Origin of the sequence: Celeribacter sp. (assembly GCF_048270365.1) — a bacterium.
GTDB lineage: Bacteria > Pseudomonadota > Alphaproteobacteria > Rhodobacterales > Rhodobacteraceae > Celeribacter.
In genome coordinates, this window is the sequence record NZ_JBLWTA010000003.1 from 89,388 (window position 1) to 108,959 (window position 19,572).

At 59.4% G+C, this 19,572-nt stretch carries 18 protein-coding genes; 6 read left to right on the forward strand and 12 right to left on the reverse strand.

Annotation, left to right across the window (positions count from 1 at the left end):
* Positions 1-4: 4 nt before the first annotated feature.
* Entirely contained in the window at positions 5-1,147 is a 1,143-nt protein-coding gene (locus ACN0X0_RS05200) for a hypothetical protein (protein ID WP_417278303.1), read from the reverse strand.
* Between the two features lie 564 nt (positions 1,148-1,711).
* Between ACN0X0_RS05200 and ACN0X0_RS05205 the strand changes: the two genes are divergently transcribed.
* The 3 genes from ACN0X0_RS05205 to ACN0X0_RS05215 are packed head-to-tail and all read left to right on the forward strand — an operon-like array spanning position 1,712 to position 5,860.
* Positions 1,712-3,094, forward strand: coding sequence for an aspartate aminotransferase family protein (locus ACN0X0_RS05205; protein WP_417278304.1), 1,383 nt, complete (start codon positions 1,712-1,714; stop codon positions 3,092-3,094).
* Between the two features lie 4 nt (positions 3,095-3,098).
* The gene (locus ACN0X0_RS05210; protein WP_417278305.1) at positions 3,099-4,400 is read left to right on the forward strand and encodes an NAD(P)/FAD-dependent oxidoreductase; all 1,302 of its coding nucleotides are present in this window, start codon (positions 3,099-3,101) and stop codon (positions 4,398-4,400) included.
* 20 nt (positions 4,401-4,420) lie between these two features.
* A complete protein-coding gene (locus ACN0X0_RS05215; RefSeq protein ID WP_417278306.1) occupies positions 4,421-5,860 on the forward strand; it encodes an aldehyde dehydrogenase family protein in 1,440 nt (479 codons plus the stop codon).
* Between the two features lie 2 nt (positions 5,861-5,862).
* On the opposite strand, the gene ACN0X0_RS05220 is transcribed toward ACN0X0_RS05215, so the two are convergent.
* From ACN0X0_RS05220 to ACN0X0_RS05255, 8 genes are all read right to left on the reverse strand, one after another.
* Positions 5,863-6,540 (reverse strand): GntR family transcriptional regulator, encoded by a 678-nt coding sequence (locus ACN0X0_RS05220; RefSeq protein ID WP_417278496.1) that lies wholly within the window; start codon positions 6,538-6,540, stop codon positions 5,863-5,865.
* A 166-nt stretch (positions 6,541-6,706) separates the two neighbouring features.
* Positions 6,707-7,396, reverse strand: coding sequence for a phosphate regulon transcriptional regulator PhoB (phoB, locus tag ACN0X0_RS05225; RefSeq protein WP_226553535.1), 690 nt, complete (start codon positions 7,394-7,396; stop codon positions 6,707-6,709).
* Positions 7,396-8,121, reverse strand: coding sequence for a phosphate signaling complex protein PhoU (phoU, locus tag ACN0X0_RS05230; RefSeq protein WP_226553534.1), 726 nt, complete (start codon positions 8,119-8,121; stop codon positions 7,396-7,398). The genes phoB and phoU overlap by 1 nt, the downstream gene beginning before the upstream one ends.
* Before the next feature lie 11 nt (positions 8,122-8,132).
* Positions 8,133-8,930 (reverse strand): phosphate ABC transporter ATP-binding protein PstB, encoded by a 798-nt coding sequence (pstB, locus tag ACN0X0_RS05235; protein ID WP_417261066.1) that lies wholly within the window; start codon positions 8,928-8,930, stop codon positions 8,133-8,135.
* A gap of 17 nt (positions 8,931-8,947) precedes the next feature.
* Positions 8,948-10,306 carry a phosphate ABC transporter permease PstA gene (pstA, locus tag ACN0X0_RS05240; RefSeq protein WP_417278307.1) on the reverse strand — a complete coding sequence of 453 codons (1,359 nt, stop codon included), beginning with the start codon at positions 10,304-10,306 and terminating at the stop codon, positions 8,948-8,950.
* Positions 10,306-11,772 (reverse strand): phosphate ABC transporter permease subunit PstC, encoded by a 1,467-nt coding sequence (pstC, locus tag ACN0X0_RS05245; protein WP_417278308.1) that lies wholly within the window; start codon positions 11,770-11,772, stop codon positions 10,306-10,308. The genes pstA and pstC overlap by 1 nt, the downstream gene beginning before the upstream one ends.
* A 132-nt stretch (positions 11,773-11,904) precedes the next feature.
* Positions 11,905-12,936: a substrate-binding domain-containing protein gene (locus tag ACN0X0_RS05250; protein ID WP_417278309.1), complete on the reverse strand. Its 1,032-nt coding sequence runs from the start codon at positions 12,934-12,936 to the stop codon at positions 11,905-11,907.
* Positions 12,937-13,255: 319 nt separating this feature from the next.
* A complete protein-coding gene (locus tag ACN0X0_RS05255) occupies positions 13,256-14,284 on the reverse strand; it encodes an ATP-binding protein (protein WP_417278497.1) in 1,029 nt (342 codons plus the stop codon).
* Positions 14,285-14,637: 353 nt separating this feature from the next.
* On the opposite strand from ACN0X0_RS05255, the gene ACN0X0_RS05260 reads away from it, so the two are divergent.
* Complete coding sequence (locus ACN0X0_RS05260) at positions 14,638-14,949, forward strand: hypothetical protein (RefSeq protein ID WP_417278310.1); 312 nt, start codon at positions 14,638-14,640, stop codon at positions 14,947-14,949.
* Positions 14,950-14,989: 40 nt separating this feature from the next.
* On the opposite strand, the gene ACN0X0_RS05265 is transcribed toward ACN0X0_RS05260, so the two are convergent.
* Together ACN0X0_RS05265 and gmk are read right to left on the reverse strand one after the other, a co-directional pair.
* Positions 14,990-15,520: a gamma carbonic anhydrase family protein gene (locus ACN0X0_RS05265; RefSeq protein ID WP_417261061.1), complete on the reverse strand. Its 531-nt coding sequence runs from the start codon at positions 15,518-15,520 to the stop codon at positions 14,990-14,992.
* Entirely contained in the window at positions 15,517-16,179 is a 663-nt protein-coding gene (gene gmk, locus ACN0X0_RS05270) for a guanylate kinase (RefSeq protein WP_417261060.1), read from the reverse strand. The genes ACN0X0_RS05265 and gmk overlap by 4 nt, the downstream gene beginning before the upstream one ends.
* A gap of 602 nt (positions 16,180-16,781) precedes the next feature.
* Here gmk and ACN0X0_RS05275 point away from each other — a divergent pair.
* Together ACN0X0_RS05275 and ACN0X0_RS05280 are read left to right on the forward strand one after the other, a co-directional pair.
* Entirely contained in the window at positions 16,782-17,507 is a 726-nt protein-coding gene (locus tag ACN0X0_RS05275) for a PAS domain-containing protein (protein ID WP_417278311.1), read from the forward strand.
* A gap of 112 nt (positions 17,508-17,619) precedes the next feature.
* Positions 17,620-18,024, forward strand: a complete 405-nt coding sequence (locus ACN0X0_RS05280) for a GNAT family N-acetyltransferase (RefSeq protein WP_417278312.1) — start codon at positions 17,620-17,622, stop codon at positions 18,022-18,024.
* Between the two features lie 65 nt (positions 18,025-18,089).
* Here ACN0X0_RS05280 and ACN0X0_RS05285 read toward each other — a convergent pair whose 3' ends face one another.
* Positions 18,090-19,460, reverse strand: coding sequence for a class II 3-deoxy-7-phosphoheptulonate synthase (locus ACN0X0_RS05285; protein ID WP_226553523.1), 1,371 nt, complete (start codon positions 19,458-19,460; stop codon positions 18,090-18,092).
* Positions 19,461-19,572 lie beyond the last annotated feature (112 nt).

Genomic DNA, 19,572 nt, shown 5'->3' on the forward strand with positions numbered 1-19,572 from the left:
CGGTTCAGATGTTCGTAGCAGATATGTTTGGCGGTGCATATCCATGCTGGATTTGATCTTTCAACCAGAGGCGGCGACTGCGGGATTTTGGGTCCAGTCCGAAGGCCAGCCGGGATTCCAGTCGCGCAGAATTCGCCCAGCCTTGTGCCAGCAATTTCTGAGCCAAAGCACGATAGGCCTCGGGCTCGATGTCGATCAATTCACGCAGGTCAGACGGGGTTTCCAACGCCTCTGCGGTCTTTTCCAGATGGCTGTAATCGACATCAGGGGCGACAAAAGACAAATGATCGCGCACCCATAAGAGCGCCTCTATGTTGAGGTCGATATATTCCGCAATCTTTTGTTTCAGTTGAATTTTTGTCGTTTCCGTTTCTGTCTCAAGCCGCGTCAGCGCACCCCCGAGACTGCGGCTATCCGAGGTGTAGCGGCCCTGTTGCTCTCGCAGAAAGGCAAAACGATAGCTTTGCATGAGCGCGATGGATTCCGCGCTCAGGCTTTGATTGACCTTCGGCCTCCCTGCCCGGTGTTGTGCCAAACCTTCGCGCCCGAGAACCTCGCGGAAAAAATCCTGAACCGTGTCGTCTCCCTGAGGCCAGACCTCAGGGTACAGGCGCAATTGCACGGCCTTTTCTCCGAACACCTTGAGATAGGGCGTGAAAATCTCCTCATAGGGCGGCGGTGCGATTTTCGGGGGCAGGAAAGACGCCTTGAGCACTTGTTGCAGCCACGAAACATAAAAGGCCGACGGCCGGCGCAGGTAGGCGATGAAAGAAAAAGAGCTGATGCCGGCATCCATGAGTTCTTGTTTGAACGTTGAAAGCCCCTGCTCCGGGATTGGCGTGAAGAATTCCTCGGACGACAGCAAAAGCGTGGCCTCAGGCGATCTCTGGGCCAACTTGCGCAGCACCTCTAAGGCCCGTGTCTTGCGCGCTTTACGTTGATCTTCACTGCCCGAAAATCGGACGATGCGCGGCAGGTCGTCTTCCGGCATCAACCCGGACAACAAGATGGAATGTGGCGGTATTTCCGTTTTAGGCCGCGGATAAAGAATGCCCGTTTCGGAAAGCTGTGGCGCAATCTCGCTCAGATAGCTCTGCAGAGATGTCGTGCCGGTTTTATGGCTTCCCATATGGAAAAGCAGTTTCATGATGTCCCCCGTGGACCAAACATCTTCAGCTATGTTCAGCCGCATCAATCGGCCCCACACCGACTTTTGCCCTCTTGGTTTATCACGGCTTTCGCATTTTCATATGCCAAAGCGCCAAAAAGACTTCGCACGTATGTTGAAATTCCATAGAAAAATGCACGCTGATCGCCCTATTGGTGAAAATAAAGGCAGGTTTTGACTGGTTGGGGCTTATCGTTGCGAGGTTGTGGGGCTCGGCTGGCTCTGGTGGCTTGGGGCTGTGCTGTGACGGTATCCCACCTGATAAACGAGAATGGCCCGGCAGAGGTGCTGTGCAACGTGCCGCGCAAACTGTTCGCAAGGACCTGATCTTGTCTGCATTTGCGAAAACGTCTGGCCCCTCTTGCCGTCCTGCGACAGGGCGCTCTCTTGACGCTTCAAAAATTTGATCATATTTTTCGAGACAACAGATATTTCCCGGAGGCCCGCCTCCGTCCTCACAACTTCGACCATCGCATCCCCCTTTTCTGCATTGCGTTTTATTGCAGGGCACCCGGCGGTCAGATGGCACAAAGGACCAAACGCATGAGCGACAACCACCTGCCCACCGCCGAACTGCAAGCGCTCGACGCCGCCCACCACATGCACCCGTTCACCGACGGCGATGAATTGGCGAAAAAAGGCGCGCGGATCATCACCAAGGCAAATGGTGTCTGGCTGACCGACAGCGAAGGCGAGGAAATTCTCGATGCCATGGCCGGTCTGTGGTGTGTGAATGTCGGTTACGGGCGCGAAGAACTGGCCGATGTGGCCGCGCGGCAGATGAAGCAACTGCCCTATTACAATACGTTTTTCCAGACCTCGCATGTGCCCGCGATCATGCTGGCCAAAAAACTCGCCGAAATCGCGCCGGGCGACCTGAACCATGTGTTTTTCAACGGCTCGGGTTCGGATTCCAATGACACCAACCTGCGGATGGTGCGGCATTATTGGGACCTGAAAGGCCAGCCGGAGCGTTTCAATGTGATTTCGCGCTGGAACGGCTATCACGGCTCGACCATGGGCGGTGGCTCGCTTGGCGGGATGAAGGGCATTCACGCGCAGGGCGGCCTGCCGATCCCCGGCATTCATCACATTGACCAGCCGGATTGGTGGTCCGAAGGAGGGGATCTGAGTCCCGAAGAGTTCGGCCTCAAACGTGCGCAGCAGCTTGAAGCGAAAATCCTCGAACTTGGCCCGGAAACCGTTGCCGCCTTTATCGCCGAGCCGGTGCAAGGCGCCGGTGGCGTGATCGTCCCGCCGGAAACCTACTGGCCGGAAATCAACCGTATCGTTGAGAAATACGGCATCCTCCTGATTGTCGATGAGGTCATCACCGGCTTTGGCCGCACCGGCAATTGGTTCGGGTCCGAGACCATGGGTATCACGCCCGACATCATGACCTGTGCCAAGGGCATCACTTCGGGTTATATTCCGCTCGGCGCCTCCATCGTCTCCGACGAGATCGCCTCTGTGATCAACGGAAGCGAATTTGCCCATGGCTACACCTACGCGGGCCATCCGGTGGCCTGTGCCGTGGCTCTGGAGAACATCCGCCTCCTCGAAGAAGAAGGCATCGTGGAGCGCGCCAGCAAAGAGATCGCACCCTACCTCAAGGAAAAATGGGAGGCTCTGGTCGATCATCCCATGGTCGGCGAGGCTAAGATCGTCGGCCTCATGGGCTCCATCGCGCTCACGCCGAACAAGGCGACGCGCGCAAAGTTCAAGGCCCCCGGCGGCACCGTCGGCTACATCTGTCGCGAGCGCTGTTTTGCCAACAATCTGGTGATGCGCCATGTCGGTGATCGGATGATCATCTCCCCGCCGCTGACCATCACCAAAGCAGAGGTCGACATCCTGATCGAGCGCGCCCGCAAGTCGCTCGACGAGGCGCTGGAGCGGATCGAGGCGGAGGGGCTAAACGTTTGATCTCATGGACATCCTGACCATCAACGACCGGCCCGGCGACCACGCGCAATCGTGGTACGCTGCGACAGCGCAGGCCCCCGGCCCCTACCCGGCTGCCACCGGCACGGTGAAAGCCGATGTCTGCGTCGTCGGCGGTGGTTATGCGGGTCTCTCGGCGGCGCTCCATATGGCGCGACGGGGATTGGACGTGGTGCTCTTGGAGGCCTCGCGCGTCGGTTCGGGCGCCTCCGGGCGCAATGGCGGTCAGGTGTCGATGGGGCAACGGCTCGAACAGGACGAGCTGGAAACCCACGTCAGCATGGACGACGCGCGGATGCTTTGGGATCTGGGTGCCGAGGCCGTGGGTCTGGTCAAAACGATCCTGTCCGAGAGCGGCGATGACTGCGACTGGCGCGATGGCGTGATCCACGCCAATCACCGCGCGCGGTTTTCTGGCCATTCGCAAAAGCATGTGGACCACATGCAAAAGGTCTACGGCTACGACAAAATCCGCTACCTCGACCGCGATGCGGTGCGCCATGAGACCGGCTCCGAGGATTACCACTCCGGCACCTTGGACATGGGCTCCGGCCACCTGCACCCGCTGCGCTATGCCTTCGCGATTGCACGTCTGGCCGAGGCCGCTGGCGTGCGTATCCATGAGTTGTCGCGGGTGACTCGCATAGAGACAGACGCCAAGCCGCGCGTCCATACAGATCAAGCCGTGGTGGAGGCCGATCACCTGATCCTCGCGCTCAATGGCTACCACAACAATCTCGACCACGACGTCGCGCATCACGTCATGCCGATCAACAATTTCATCGCGGTGACAGAGCCCCTGCCCTCCGATCTCGCGGCGCGACTGATCCCGAACCGCCACGCCGTCGCGGACTCGCGTTTTGTGATCAATTACTACCGCATGTCGCCGGACAATCGGATGATTTTCGGCGGTGGCGAAAGCTACGGTTACAAATTCCCGACCGATCTGCGCGCTAAGGTGCGCGGGCCGATGTTGGGCGTCTACCCCGAGCTGAAAGACGCCAAACTCGACTACGCCTGGGGCGGCACGTTGGGCATCACCATGTCCCGCCTGCCGCATTTCGCGCGGCTTGGGCCTAATGCGATGTCCATCGCCGGATTCTCCGGACAAGGCGTGGCTTTGGCCACGCTCGCAGGCCAGATCGCGGCGGAGGCGGTCGAAGGCCACGCCAGCCGCTTTGATCTCATGCAATCGCTGCCAAGCCCGCGCTTTCCCGGCGGGCCGACGCTTCGAACGCCGCTACTGGCGCTTGCGATGACGTGGTATGCTTTGCGCGACAAACTATAAGTTTCAAAAGGATAACAGGCATGACGGAGTTGAAAACCGACCGGTTCTATATCAACGGCGAGTGGGTCAAGCCGCTGGGTGAGACCATGATGGATGTCATCAACCCGGCCAGCGAAGAGGTCTTTGCCCAAGTCGCCATGGGCACGGCCAAAGATGTGGACGCCGCCGTTCAGGCCGCCAAAGCCGCCTTTCCGTCGTTTTCGCGCACCACGAAAGCCGAGCGTCTCGATCTGTTGGCGTCGATCCGCGAAGTCTATCAGAGCCGCTATGACGAAATGTCCGCGCTCATCACCGAGGAAATGGGTGCGCCGATTTCTCTGTCCGACCGGGCGCAGGCCGCCGTGGGGATCGGGCATCTGGACGGTGTGGTCAAAGCGCTTGAGGCCTTTGATTTCGAACACGAAAACGGCCCCGGCGATCTCATTGTGCATGAGGCCACCGGGGTGTGCGGCTTCATCACGCCGTGGAACTGGCCGATCAACCAGATTGCGTTGAAGGTCATTCCCGCGCTGGCCGCAGGCTGCACCATGGTGTTGAAACCCTCGGAACTCACCCCGATGAACGCGCTTTTATATGCCGAGATTCTGCATGAGGCGGGCGTGCCGAAGGGCGTTTTCAACCTCGTGAACGGCGACGGTCCAGGCGTGGGCGCGGCGATTTCGTCTCACCCCGACGTCGCCATGGTGTCCTTCACCGGCTCCACCCGCGCAGGTGTCGAGATTTCCAAAGCCGCCGCCCCCACGGTGAAACGCGTGACGCTGGAACTCGGCGGCAAATCCCCGAATGTGCTCTTGGACGATTGCGATTTCGAAGAGGCGGTGAAGCGCGGCGTGCGCCATTGTTTCCAAAACACCGGCCAATCCTGCAACGCCCCGACGCGAATGTTGATCCCGGAGAGCCATTACGAGACCGCGATGGAGATCGCCAAGGAAGTGGCCGAAGCCACCGAAGTTGGCCTGCCCTCGCAGACCGGCAACCACATCGGCCCGTTGGTGTCGCAGATGCAATACGACCGGGTGCAGAGCCTCATTCAGGCCGGGATCGAAGATGGAGCGCGGCTTGTGGCGGGCGGTCTCGGGCGGCCCGAAGGCTTCAATCGCGGCTATTTCGTGCGCCCGACCGTGTTTGGCGATGTGACCAACGACATGCGCATCGCGCAAGAAGAGGTCTTTGGTCCGGTTCTGGTGATGATCGGCTACCAAGACGATGAAGACGCGGTGCAGATCGCCAATGACACGCCCTACGGCCTCGCCGCTTACATCCAGACCGGGGCCTCAGAGGAAAGCCAAGCCCGCGGCCTCGCCATGGCGCGCGACATCCGCGCGGGCATGGTGCATTTGAACGGTTCGGATATTTCCTACGGCTCGCCGTTCGGCGGCTATAAGCTTTCGGGAAATGGCCGCGAAGGCGGACAATATGGCATAGAAGATTTCTGCGAAATCAAGGCGATATCGACTTAAGCTCACGCGTTTTCCGCAGTCTCTTCCGCGCTCTCGGCCACGATGGCGCGGATGTTTTCCATCCCTTGCAGGATGTCGTGACGGATGGCCTCGGCCACGCCGTCACCGTCACCCGCCCGCAGCGCCTTGATTGCGACCTGATGCATGTCGGGCAGGTTTTGCGAGCCGAACCGTGTGCACATCACCCGAAGCGCAGGCCCCGAGCGCAGCCAAAGCGTATCGACCATGGGGCCGATCACCTCCGTATGCGCCGCACGATAGAGCAGCATGTGAAAGCGGTGATTGTGGATCATGTAGCCGCGCATGTCGCCCTTGCGCATGGCCTCGTCGATCTCATTGTCCACCAGCGTGAGCGCCGCGATCTCCGCCTCGCTCATCTGCTCCGCCCCACGTTTCGCAAGTTCGGGTTCCAAAGCCAGACGGGCAAAGATCAGCTCGTCCACCTCCGAGAGGCTCAACACCGGCACGGTCACCCGCCGGTTGCCGTGAAACACCAAGGCGCCTTCGGAGGTCAGCCGCCGGATCGCCTCGCGCACCGGGGTCATGCCGGCGTCGAGACGATCGGTCAGACCTTGGATCGTCACCGGCTCCCCCGGCACCAGATCGCCCGACAGGATCAGGTCCCGGATGCCGCGATAGGTCCGCATATGCGCCGGTTCTTTGGTGAAAATCTCTGACATCGGGGACACGGCACGACCTCTGGCACAACGGGAATTTGCTCAGATGATTTGAGCATATATTCCAAGAGCTCGGCAAGCCGTGCTGAGCCACGCCATGAGAGAAATGCAAAAATGCGCCGAAAGCTAAGGGGCTTGGCGCATTTTCTGATCTTTCGGTTTGGCGTGCTTAGCCCAGAGCGTAACCCGCGCCACGCACCGTGCGCACCGGGTCTTCGCCACCATGCTGGCACAGCGCCTTGCGCAGCCGACCGATGTGGACATCGACGGTGCGGGTGTCGACATAGATGTCGCGGCCCCAGACGCGGTCGAGCAATTGCTCGCGCGACCAGACCCGGCCCGGTTTTTCCATGAAGGTGGACAGGAGACGGAATTCCGTCGGCCCGAGTTTCAGGGAGTCGTCGCCACGGGTGACGCGATGGGTCTCGGAATCCAGACGAATGTCTTCGAATTCAAGCACCTGCCCGGTCGAGGCCGGACGCACGCGGCGCAATTGGGTGCGCACGCGAGCCATCAGTTCGATCACGGAGTAAGGTTTCACCACATAGTCATCCGCGCCGGTCTCAAGACCGCGTACCCGATCCACCTCTTCGGAACGGGCCGAGAGCATGATGATCGGAATCTCGCGGGTGTCGGGCCGGGTTTTCAGGCGTCGACAAATCTCGATACCGGAGACGCCGGGCAGCATCCAATCGAGGACGATGATGTCCGGGCTGTCTTCATCGACATACAACAGCGCGTCGTCGCCGTTTTCCGCCTTGGAGACGGCAAACCCTTCAGCTTCGAGATTGTAGGCGAGGACTTCCCGCTGGGCGGGTTCATCCTCGACAACAAGAACACGGGGTTGGTCGGCAGCCATCAGAGGTCCTCCGCTCCCAGAGCGGTTTGCGAGGTCACATCGCCTTTCGGACGCGCATCTTCGGGCATTTCGCCGGTGGTCAGGTAGATCACCTGCTCGGCAATCGAAGTGGCATGATCGCCCATGCGTTCGATGTTCTTGGCGATGAAATGCAGGTGCATACAGGCGGTGATGTTGCGCGGGTCTTCCATCATATAGGTCAGGAATTCGCGGAACAGCGCGTTGTACATCTGATCGACGTCGAGATCGCGGTGACGCACCTCATTGGCGAGCCCGGTGTCGCGCTGGATATAGGCATCGAGTGCCAGACGCAGCATTTCCTCGACCTCGCGCGCCATACGACGGATCGAGGGCGCGGCCCCTTCGATCGGCGACATGTTGACCAGAACGCCGGTGCGTTTCGCGAGGTTCTTCGCGTAATCGCCACAGCGTTCGAGGTTGGTGGAGATCTTCATCACGGTCAGAACCGTGCGCAGATCGGAGGCGGTCGGCGAGCGCAGCGCGATGAGGCGCGCGGCCTCCTCGTTGACGCTTTCCTCGAGCTGGTCGATGGCCTTGTCGGACAGACGGACCTTTTCCGAGAGCTCGACATCCCGCTCTTCGAGCGCTTGGGCTGCGTCTTTGATGGCGACCTCGACGAGGCCCCCCATCTTCATGATCATCGCCTGAATGGCTTCGAGATCACGATCAAACGCCGAGGCGATATGTTTGGAATCGTTATGCATCAATTTGCTCCTTAGCCAATCCGACCGGTGATGTAGCTCTCGGTGCGCTCATCTTGCGGGTTGGTGAAAATCTGTTCCGTATCGCCATATTCCACCAGGTTACCGAGGTGGAAGAACGCGGTTTTCTGGCTGACACGGGCGGCCTGTTGCATCGAGTGGGTGACGATGACGACGGAGAAATTCTCGCGCAGCTCGTCAATCAGCTCCTCGACTTGCAGCGTGGCAATCGGGTCGAGCGCGGAACACGGCTCGTCCATCAACAACACTTCCGGCTCGGTCGCCACGGCGCGAGCGATGCAGAGACGCTGTTGCTGGCCACCGGAAAGACCGGTGCCCGGTGCGTCGAGACGGTCTTTGACCTCGTCCCAGATCGCACCACGACGCAGCGCCTTCTCGACGATGTCGTCCAGATCGGCTTTGTTTTTGGCGAGACCGTGGATGCGCGGACCGTAGGCGATGTTGTCGTAGATCGACTTCGGGAAGGGGTTCGGGCGCTGGAACACCATGCCGACTTTTGCCCGCAACTGCACCGGATCGACGCGTTTGTCGTAGATGTCTTCGCCGTCCAAGAGGATGTTCCCCTCGACGCGGCAGATATCAATCGTGTCGTTCATGCGGTTCAGACAGCGCAGGAAGGTCGACTTGCCACAGCCCGACGGACCGATGAAGGCGGTGACGGTCTTGTCTTTGATCTCGACATCCACGTCCTTGATGGCATGGGTGTCGCCATAGAAAACCTGCACTTTTTTGGCGGAGATTTTGGTGTCGTTCATGTCCACGTCTTTTCTCACAATTCGCATATCGTTCATAGGTCTAACCTCAACTCTTACCAACGGCGCTCAAAGCGGCGGCGCAGGAGGACGGCGATGATGTTCATCGTCATCAGGAAAACAAGAAGAATGATGATCCCGCCCCAGGCGCGCTCATAATAGGCCGGGTCGGCCCGTTTTGCCCATTCGTAAATCTGCGCCGGCATGGCGGAGTTCGGGTCGATAAAGCCAGAGGCAATCCCATCGGGCATGTTGGATGCGATAAAGCCCACCATACCGATCAGGAGAAGCGGTGCGGTTTCACCCAGTGCCTGTGCCAGACCGATGATGGTCCCGGTCAGGATGCCCGGCATGGCCAAAGGCAGCACATGGTGGAACACCGACTGCATCTTGGAGGCGCCTACACCCAGAGCCGCGTCGCGGATCGAGGGCGGCACAGCCTTGAGAGACGCCCGCGTCGAAATGATGATCGTCGGAAGCGTCATCAGCGTCAGCACGAGACCACCCACCAGCGGCGCAGATTGCGGCAGATGCGCGATCTGGATAAACACCGCAAGGCCCAGAATACCGAAGACGATGGAGGGCACAGCGGCGAGGTTCGAGATGTTCACCTCAATGAGATCGGTCCATTTGTTCTGCGGCGCAAATTCTTCGAGGTAAATCGAAGCGGCCACACCGATCGGCAGCGCCAGAGCCAGCACCACGATCATCATGAACAAGGAACCCACCATGGAAACCCCGATCCCGGCCTGTTCAGGACGGCTCTCGGAGGCATCGGCGCCAAAGATGAAATCGGCGTTGAAGGTGGTTTTCATCAGGCCCGCAGCCACCATGGCATCGGCGATGTCGAGGTGCTCGGCATCCAAATTCTTATCGCGCGCCAGTGCCTCACGGGTCACGCGGCCTTTGAAATAGCCATCCACACGCGACGAGGCCAGCAGGCGGAAGTCAACCGTCTCACCGATCAGGCTCGGATCGGCCAGAACCGTGTCGCGCACCTGAGCGGCGACCGACGCGGAGAGAATGTCCTCGACGTCTTTCTCCTTGGCAAAGGGAATTTCGATGCCCTCGGCCTTGAGCGCGGCGATCAGCGCGTCGGTGACCACCGGCTTATAGCCAAAGGTCGAGACCTTCGCGAGATCTTCAGGGTTGCGGTTGCCGTTCTTGTCGAGTTTCGCCTCGGTCAGTTCCACCGGAATGGTGACAAAGGTCTGTTTGAAGGCCGGCAAACCGTTGCCCAGAATGGCCACCAGAAGTGCGACCAGAAAGAACAGGCCCGTGGCGATGGCAGCAATGCCATAGGCTTTGAACCGGGTCTCGGCGGCGTTGCGGCGTTTGGTGCGCGTCGTCTCGTGGAACAGAGACGATTTGGCGTCACCTTTGGCGGGGCCGTTATCAGCGGTAAAATCGGACATCAGTCATACTGCTCCCGGTATTTGCGCACGATCACGAGCGCGAAGATGTTGAGGCAGAGGGTGATCACGAAAAGCGTCATCCCCAAGGCAAAGGCGACCAGCGCTTCGGCGGAGGCGAAATCGGCGTCGCCTGTGAGCTGCGATACGATCCGCGTGGTCACGGTGGTCATCGCTTCGAAGGGATTGAGGTTCAGCTTGGCCGCGGCCCCTGCCCCCAACACCACGATCATGGTCTCACCGATGGCGCGCGAGGCGGCAAGCAAGATGGCGCCCACGATGCCCGGCAAAGCGGCGGGCAGCACGACCTGACGCACGGTTTCGGATTTGGTGGCGCCGAGGCCCAGAGAGCCATCACGCATCGCCTGCGGCACTGCGTTGATGATGTCATCGGACAGCGAGGAGACGAAGGGAATGAGCATCACGCCCATCACCAGACCTGCGGTCATCACGGAGCGACCGCCCTGCATCCAGCCGAGGCCCCCGTCAGAACCAAACACCGTCATCAGAATCGGGCCGACGGTCAGCAAAGCGAAGAGACCGTAGACGATGGTCGGGATACCGGCGAGCACCTCCAAAAGCGGTTTCGCAATCGCGCGCACTTTGGGTCCTGCGTATTCCGAAAGATAGATGGCAGCGAAAAGCCCGATCGGCACGGCGACCAGCAGCGCAATAATTGAGACGTAGAAGGTGCCCCAGAACAGCGGCAGAATGCCAAGCTCCGAGCCCCCGCCAAAGGACGGCGACCAGGTGGTGCCGAAGAAGAAATCCAGCGCCGGGTAGAGTTTGAAGAACTCGATGGTATTGAAGATCAGCGACAAGACGATGCCCAGCGTCGTCAGGATCGCAATGGAGGCCGCCCCGATCAAAAGCCCGAGGATCACTTTCTCCACGGAATTGCGCGCCCGCATGTCCTTGTTGGTGCGCAGCATGGAGACCGCAAAGCCCGCCAGAGCTGCGCCCAGAACGGCGACGGTCATCATCCAGTTGCCCACGGCCGTCATCGTGCGATATTTCTGCGCGGCTTTCAGCACATAGCTTTCCACATTGGAGCCAAGCGCCACACCGACAGCGCCGAGACGGGCGCGGATGTCGGTGAACTCGGTGCGAATGTCGCGGGCCTGTTCTTTTGAAAGCGCGCCTTCGGAAACGGCGACATCAAGCCCTTCGGCAACGCGGCGCACGTCCGACATCACGAGGTTCAGCGCGCCTTTGTCGGTATAGGCGGTGTCCGGGATCATCGAGGAGACCTGCCCCTGGATCAGCATCGGCTGAAGGATCAGCCAGAGCAACAGGACGGCAAGCCCCGGGATCAGCACCGCCAAAAGGACGTTGGAGCCATAGTAGTTCGGAAGCGAATGCAACAGGCGGATGTCGCCATTTGCATCCTTGAGCGCGCGGGTGCGCCCCAGAATGAAACCGAGAAGGCCAAGGGCCAGAATAAGAATGAAAAGCCACATCAGAGGCATGGGCCGCTCCTTTGCGGGACACCTGTGATCAGGGTCCGGAGGCTGGAAATTTCAGATCGCGGGACGGCGTCCCGGCGAGAGAGGCGGCGCGAGATCGCCCGCGCCGCCTCGATGTGTCGCAAGCCTCAAGGCTTACTGCATGGTGTCTTCAGCTTCGATGGCCGCTTGGGTCGAGGCCAGTTCCGGGTCGGACACGAGGCCGTACTCGGCGAGCGGGCCGTCCGGGCCAGCCATGTCGTCGGAGATGAAGAACTCAGCGTATTCTTTCAGACCCGGGATCACGCCGATGTGGGCTTTCTTCACGTAGAAGTAGAGCGGGCGGGAGACCGGGTAGTCGCCGGACGCGATGGTCTCGGTGGTGGCTTCAACGCCGGACATGGTCGCGGTTTTCAGCTTGTCGGTGTTGTTCTCGTAGAAGGCGAGACCGAACACGCCGATGCCGTTCGGGTTGGCGTCGATGGAGGCGAGCGTCTCGGTGTAGTCGCCGTCGATGTCCACGGATTTGCCGTCGGTGCGGACAGCCATACATGCGTCTTCTGCGTCGTCTTCGGACATGCCGGAAGCAACCATGGCTTCCATGGCGCCGGTGGCTTCACAGCCAGCCATCAGAACTTTTTCTTCGAAGACTTCACGGGTGCCGTGCTTGGTGCCCGGGATGAAGGCCATGATGTCAGCCGCCGGCAGATCGGCGTTGAATTCGGACCACTGGGTGTAGGTGTTGTCGACCAGTTCGCCGTCTTTCAGGACTTTGGCGCCCAGAGCGTTGAAGATGTCAGCCGGCTCGAAGGCGGTGAAGGCCGGGCCGTTGAGCTGGGATGCGAAAACGATGCCATCGTAGCCGATGCGGACTTCGATGATGTCGGTCACGCCAGCTTCGGCACAAGCAGCGATCTCTTTGTCTTTGATTTTGCGGGACGCGTTGGCCACGTCGATGGTGTTTTCGCCAACACCTTCGCAGAAACGCTTGAGGCCAGCGGAGGAGCCGCCGGATTCCACGACCGGGGTCGGGAAGTCAAAGTTTTCACCGAAGGCTTCAGCGACGATGGAGGCGTAGGGAAGAACGGTCGAAGACCCGGCAACCTGCACCTGATCACGGGCAGAGGCGGCAGTGGCAGAGACGGCAGCGATCGCGATCGCGGAAGCGGTCAGTTTCACAAAGGACATGAGTTGCTCCTGAATTTGCTTATGTCCGAGAGCGGTATTGCTCTCTTGGGGGCGGTTTAGGGGGCAGCTGCAATGCTTTTGTGAAAGTAATGTAACGGTTTCATGACAGATGGGGTGAAAACCCTAGACATCTTGCCGATTTGACCATGTTTTTCCGTCATATTCCGGTCGTTTTCGCGTGAAAGCAGTCCCAAAACGGGTTTTCCGACGTTCATTTGTGACAAGAAATTAAGAACTGTGACGGGACATTAAGGACTGTGACAGTGCGTTAACGCTTGAGCTCCCCCGAAAGAGGGGCGCCCTAAGCCGTCACAGATTCTTATTCATAGGGCAATATGACAGAAAAACAGCTGCCCTGCCCCGTGTGGCTTTCGACCCGCAAACGGCCACGGTGACGGTTGAGAATATGCTTCACAATTGCCAGCCCAAGACCGGTGCCACCCATCTCGCGCGAGCGATGCGAATCCACGCGGTAGAATCGCTCAGTGAGGCGCGGAATATGCTGCGTGGCGATTCCCTCGCCCTGATCCGAGACATCGACCCGGATCGCCGAACTGCGCATCGTCGGTTCGACCGTGTGCGAGGTCAGGCAGATTCGCACCTCTTTATCACGCCCACCGTATTTGATCGCATTCTCGATCAGATTGGTGAAAACTTGGGTGAGCTGGTCGTGATCGCCCGGCACCTCTTCGGTGCCCTCGGCGCCTTCGAGGATCAATTTGACCCGCTGCGCCTCGGCCACCGGATGGAGGCTGCTGACGACAGAGCGCAAAATGGCGGGAATATCGACCCGGTCGGTCGGACGCACCCGGCGCTCGGCCTCGACGCGCGACAGAGACAGAAGATCGCCGACGATGCGGTTCATCCGCTGCGCCTCGCGGTCCATGATTTCGAGAAACCGCTTGCGGGCGACACCATCATCGGCGGCCGGCCCCAAAAGCGTTTCGATAAAGCCTAGCACAGCGGTCAGAGGCGTGCGCAGTTCGTGGCTGACGTTGGCGACGAAATCCCGGCGCATCTGGCCCGCTTCATGCAACTCCGTCTTGTCCTCGAAGGCGACCGAGACACAGGCGAAATCCTCGACGATCACCGGGCGCAGCGCCACATTGTAGACCAGATCGCGCTGGCTTTCGGTGATACGATAGATCGCCTCGGCGGGCTCGGAGAGCCGCAACACATTCTCGATCGCGTCTAACAACATCGGCTGACGCAGCACTGTAATGTAATGCCGCCCCACCATCGCCTCGTTGAACAGATGCCGCGCGGGGGCATTGGCGGCCATGATGCGTTCGTCTCGTCCAATCACAACGACGGGCAAAGGCATGGCATCCGCCATCGCCCCCATCATCTCTTCGCCGTATCTGACCCGTTTCAAACTGTTCTGCATCGCCTATCCAAACTTCGCGGCTGTGTATCGCCGCGGTGTAACTCTCTCATGACAAGGGGGCGGCACGTTGACAAGGGCGCTGCAAAACCCATCGAAAGATTTTCATTTTGCAAATTTTTTCGTTTTCGGCAAAAATATTATTGCATTTTCGATACTTTACCCGTTTCCTCGAAAGTGGAATGAGGAAAGAGATGGGAACCCGCCCCACCATGGGAACCATAAGTCAAAATATATTCGGTGATCTCCTTGCGCATCTCGACGGAGCGCAGAGCAAACCCAAGGGTATGATCCTGATGGTGGGTGAACCTCAGCGCATGCAAACGCTGAAGCGACACTTTCCGGAGCGTACCGGTGTGTTTTTCATAGAATTTTCCGATCTCACCGCAGATATCCTGCACAGCATCAACCCCGACAGTGTCGTGTCCCCCGTGATGTCAGCGCATTTCGATTGTCTCGATCTGGCGGCGTTTTTGCATCAGGCCGGGTTCAAAGGCACATTTCGGGCAATCACCAAGGGCCTGCCGCGTCCGGAGATCGTCCGCAACGAGGTGCGTGGCCAGTTCCCGGAGCTCGATTTCGACATGCTCAGCCCGGAGCCGGTGCGGCTTCAGACGGTGCTGCACTGAGCGCCGCCTGAACGGCTTTCTGATGCCTGTCGCGACAGGTTTAGTCGAGTGTTTTCAACCCATCCCGGAACCGTTGAGCATTCTGTTGATAATGCAGCGCGGAGGCTTTGAGCCCTTTGATCTGGGCTTCGGTCAGCTCACGGACCACACGCCCGGGGCTGCCCATCACCAGTGAGCCGTCCGGGATCTCCTTGCCTTCCGTGATCAGCGCGCCTGCCCCGATCAAACAGTTCTTGCCGATCTTTGCGCCGTTCAAAACCGTCGCATCCATGCCGATCAGGCTGTTTTCTCCGACGGTACAACCGTGCAGCATCGCCTTATGCCCAATGGTACAGCCCGCGCCGATGGTCAGCGGATAGCCCATATCGGTGTGCAGCACTGCGTTTTCCTGAATATTCGTGCCCTCACCCACGACAATCGCCTCGTTGTCGCCGCGCAGCGTGGCGCCGAACCAAATGTTGGCGCCCTCCTCCAGGATCACCTTGCCGATGACATGCGCCCCCGGTGCGACCCAATAGTCGCCATTCTCCGGCAAAACCGGCGCGTGATCGTTCAAAGAATAAAGCGTCATCCTTCCACCTCCTCGAATTCCGACTGAAGTCCGCGCACAAACCCCATGAGGCCGGGTTGCTGGACCCGGCGCAGGCGTTCGGCGGCAATGATCGTTTTGAGGCGTTCGAAACTGACCTCAAGATCGTCATTCACCAGCACGTAATCATAGCCATCCCAATGGCTGATCTCGTCCCAGCTTTTCTCCATCCGCTTGCCGATGGTCTCTGCACTGTCCTGACCGCGGGTCTCCAACCGACGCCGCAGCTCCTTGATCGAGGGCGGCAGCACGAAGATCGACAACACGTGATCACGCAGCACCGAATTCGCGATCTGTTGCGCGCCCTGCCAGTCTACATCGAACAGGACATCGCGCCCCTCTTCGATCGCGGCCCGCACAGGTGCGGCGGGCGAGCCGTAGAAATTGCCGAACACATGGGCGTGCTCCAGCATCTCGCCCTCGGCGACCATCTGTTTGAATCGCGGCTCGTCGACGAAATGGTAATGCACGCCGTCCTCTTCGCCCGCGCGCGGCGCGCGTGTGGTGGCGGAGACCGAAAAGCTCAGTGTCTCGTCCCAATCCATCAAACGCCGCGCCAGCGTCGATTTTCCGGCGCCCGAGGGCGAGGACAGGATGATGAGAAGACCGCGTCGCTCGGCTGACGTGTTTGCGCTGCGCATAGTGAACCCTTCGCATGTTTGGTGCCTGCCATGGCTCTATGGCGGCGCTCTTGTCTCGTCTATAGCCGCCCGTTGGCGGCATGACCAGCATCGGCACGGGTGGTAAATGTGGCAACGTTGGATTTTAGGCCGCCGGAAAGAGACTCACTTTGCAGATGCGGCGTCACATTTCTGCCTTTTTTGCGGCAGGCTTTCTTATTTTGTCAGCTTTGTGAGAGTTCTATAAAATTTTAGAAAACTGCATCACGTTAAAACTCTGATAACGATCATTTCTGACGCAAAAATCTTAATTCATTGATATCTAATGATAATGTATCACGTCAGAGGTATTACCCTTTACAGTTTCCTAAGATTTACCCCCGTATTGTCGAGGCTTTGTTGCGAGATGTTAACCATTGGTTAGGATTTTCCACCAATTTAGGCAATCTCGTGGCATATTCAGGTCAAGCCAGCGATGAGAGATCGTCGCACAAAACAACGTCGGGAGCCAAAGAGGCCCAGTGCCCCTTTCGCCAGCGGCAGAACGCCCGCCCGACCCCATAATAAGACCCGCTTGAGGACCCGGCACGGGCCCCGGATCGCACAGTTGAATAGGTGTTGAGATGAAAATTGAATATGTCAGTGGCTCCAACGTCGTCTCCCTCATGCCCCGCCGCAATGAGATGCATTTCCCGGCGTTGAAAACCGTCGAGGCCTATTGGGAAGGCCTGCGCAACGGGCGTCCGGTTCCAGCGCGTTCCGAAGTGGACCCGCGCGGCATGCAATCGGCGCTGGAATTTGCCTTCATCCTCGAACGCATCGCCCCCGGCGTGGCACGGTTCCGCCTTGCTGGCATGCACCTGACCGATCTCATGGGGATGGAAGTGCGCGGCATGCCGTTGACCGCGATGTTCGTGCCGGAAAGCCGCGCGAAGCTGTCTGAGGCGCTCGAAGCCGTGTTCGAGACCCCGCAAATCACCGTCATCACGCTTAAGGCCGAGCGCGGCATCGGGCGTGGCGCGATGGATGCACAGCTTTTGCTCTGCCCGCTGAAATCCGATCTGGGCGATGTGAACCGCGTGTTGGGCTGTCTTCAGTCCAAAGGCGAGATCGGCCGTCAGCCGCGCCGCTTTGAAGTGGTCGACATCCAGTCCCGCCCGCTCTTGGGCAACCCGGCGGATCAGAGCTTTGACACCACGCCGAAAGGCACGCCGGTGCCTGCCGGTTTCGCCGAGGCCAAAAAGGCCTATGAGGACAGCAAACCCACCGCTTCTGAGACGCAGGACAAGGTGGAAGAGACCCCGCGCCCCGCAAAGCCGGTGCTGCGTCTGGTCAAAACGGACGAATAATCTTTTATAGACCCTGCCATGAAACAGGCGCGGTTTCCGAGGACGGAGCCGCGCCTTTTTGCTTTTCAATTCGCCGGGCGCATGCTCCTCTCAAGGCGATAAAGGAGCGCCCATGATCACCTATGCCATAGAGCCCGACCTCTCCGCCTCTGAATTTCTCTCGCTGCTGGCCGCCTCAACATTGGCCGAACGTCGCCCGGTCGATCAGCCGCAGCGGATTGCCAAGATGTTGGCGAACTCCGACCTGATCGTCACCGCACGCGATACGGCGGGGCATTTGGTCGGCGTGGCACGCTCTGTCACCGATTTCTCCTATTGCCTCTATTGCTCCGACCTCGCGGTGGACGCGCGGGTTCAGGGGCGCGGAATCGGCAAGGCTTTGTTGCGCGAAACCGTCAAAGCGGCGCCGGAGGTTAAAACGCATCTCCTGCTCTCCGCGCCCGGCGCGATGTCGTTCTATGAGGCGGCGGGATATGAGATGGTTGAGAATTGCTTCATCTTCCATCGCGGCGACTGACAGCGCGGAAAATGAAAAAAGCCGGACATAAAGCCCGGCTTTCAACATCTTGATTTTGCGAGACCTTAGGCGGTTGCCGCCACCGTCTCCGGGGTCTGACCTTTTTGCAGCTCTTCGGCCACAAGGAACGCCAGTTCCAGCGACTGAGAGGCGTTCAAACGCGGATCGCAAGCGGTGTGGTAACGGTCGGCGAGGTTCTCGTCGGTCACTGCACGCAGGCCGCCGGTGCATTCGGTCACATCTTTGCCGGTCATCTCGAAATGCACGCCACCCGGGATGGTGCCCTGATCGCGGTGCACGGCGAAGAATTCCTGCACCTCGGAGAGCACCTGTTCGAAGGGGCGGGTTTTATAGCCGCTCTCGGATTTGATCGTGTTGCCATGCATCGGGTCACAGGACCAGACGACATTGGCGCCTTCCGCTTTCACCGTTTCAATGAGACGCGGCAGGTGATCGGCCACTTTGCCCGCACCAAAACGCGCGATGAGCGTCAGACGCCCGGCCTCGTTTTCGGGGTTGAGTTTGCCCATCAGCACCTTGAGGTCTTCGGCGGTGGTCGAAGGACCGCATTTCAGACCGATCGGGTTCTGAACGCCGCGGCAGAATTCGACATGCGCGCCGTCCGGCTGACGCGTGCGGTCGCCGATCCAGATCATGTGACCGGAGCCCGCAATCGTGGCGCCGGTGGTGCTGTCCACACGGGTCAGCGCCTCTTCGTATTCCAGCAAAAGCGCCTCATGCGAGGTGTAGAAATCCACGGTTTGCAGATCGGGGTTGTGTTCCGCCGTCATGCCCGCCGCTTTCATGAAGTCGAGCGCATCCTGAATGCGGTTCGCCATGTCGCGGTATTTCTCGGCCTCATCGGATTCGGTGAAGCCCAGCGTCCAGGAGTGCACCCGGTGAATGTCGGCAAAACCACCTTTGGAGAAGGCGCGCAGCAGGTTCAGCGAGGCCGCCGCCTGTGTGTAGGCCTGCAGCATGCGGTTGGGATCGGGGATGCGCGAGGCCTCATCGAATTCGAATCCATTGATGATGTCGCCCCGGTAGGAGGGCAGTTCCACGCCTCCCACGGTCTCGGTCGGGGCTGAGCGCGGTTTGGCGAATTGGCCGGCCATGCGGCCCACCTTGATCACCGGCACTTTTGCGCCAAAGGTCAAAACCATCGCCATTTGCAGCATGACTTTGAAGGTGTCGCGGATCTGATCGCCGCCGAATTCGGCAAAGCTTTCGGCGCAATCGCCGCCTTGCAAAAGGAAGGCCTCGCCACGCGACGCTTTCGCCAGATCCCGCTTGAGGGTGCGCGCCTCGCCTGCAAAGACGAGCGGCGGATATTTGGCAAGCTGCGCCTCAACAGCGTTCAGCGCGGCCTCGTCCGTATAGTCGGGCATTTGCACACGCGGTTTGTTGCGCCATGCGGTTTTCACCCAATCCGTCATCGTCTTTTCTCCAAAACGGTTATTTATTCTCCTCCCTCATGCGCCCAAATCCGCCTGTGTTAGCGGTAGCGCGCACGAAGTCTGAAGACTTATAGAGGCGAGACGCCTGCGA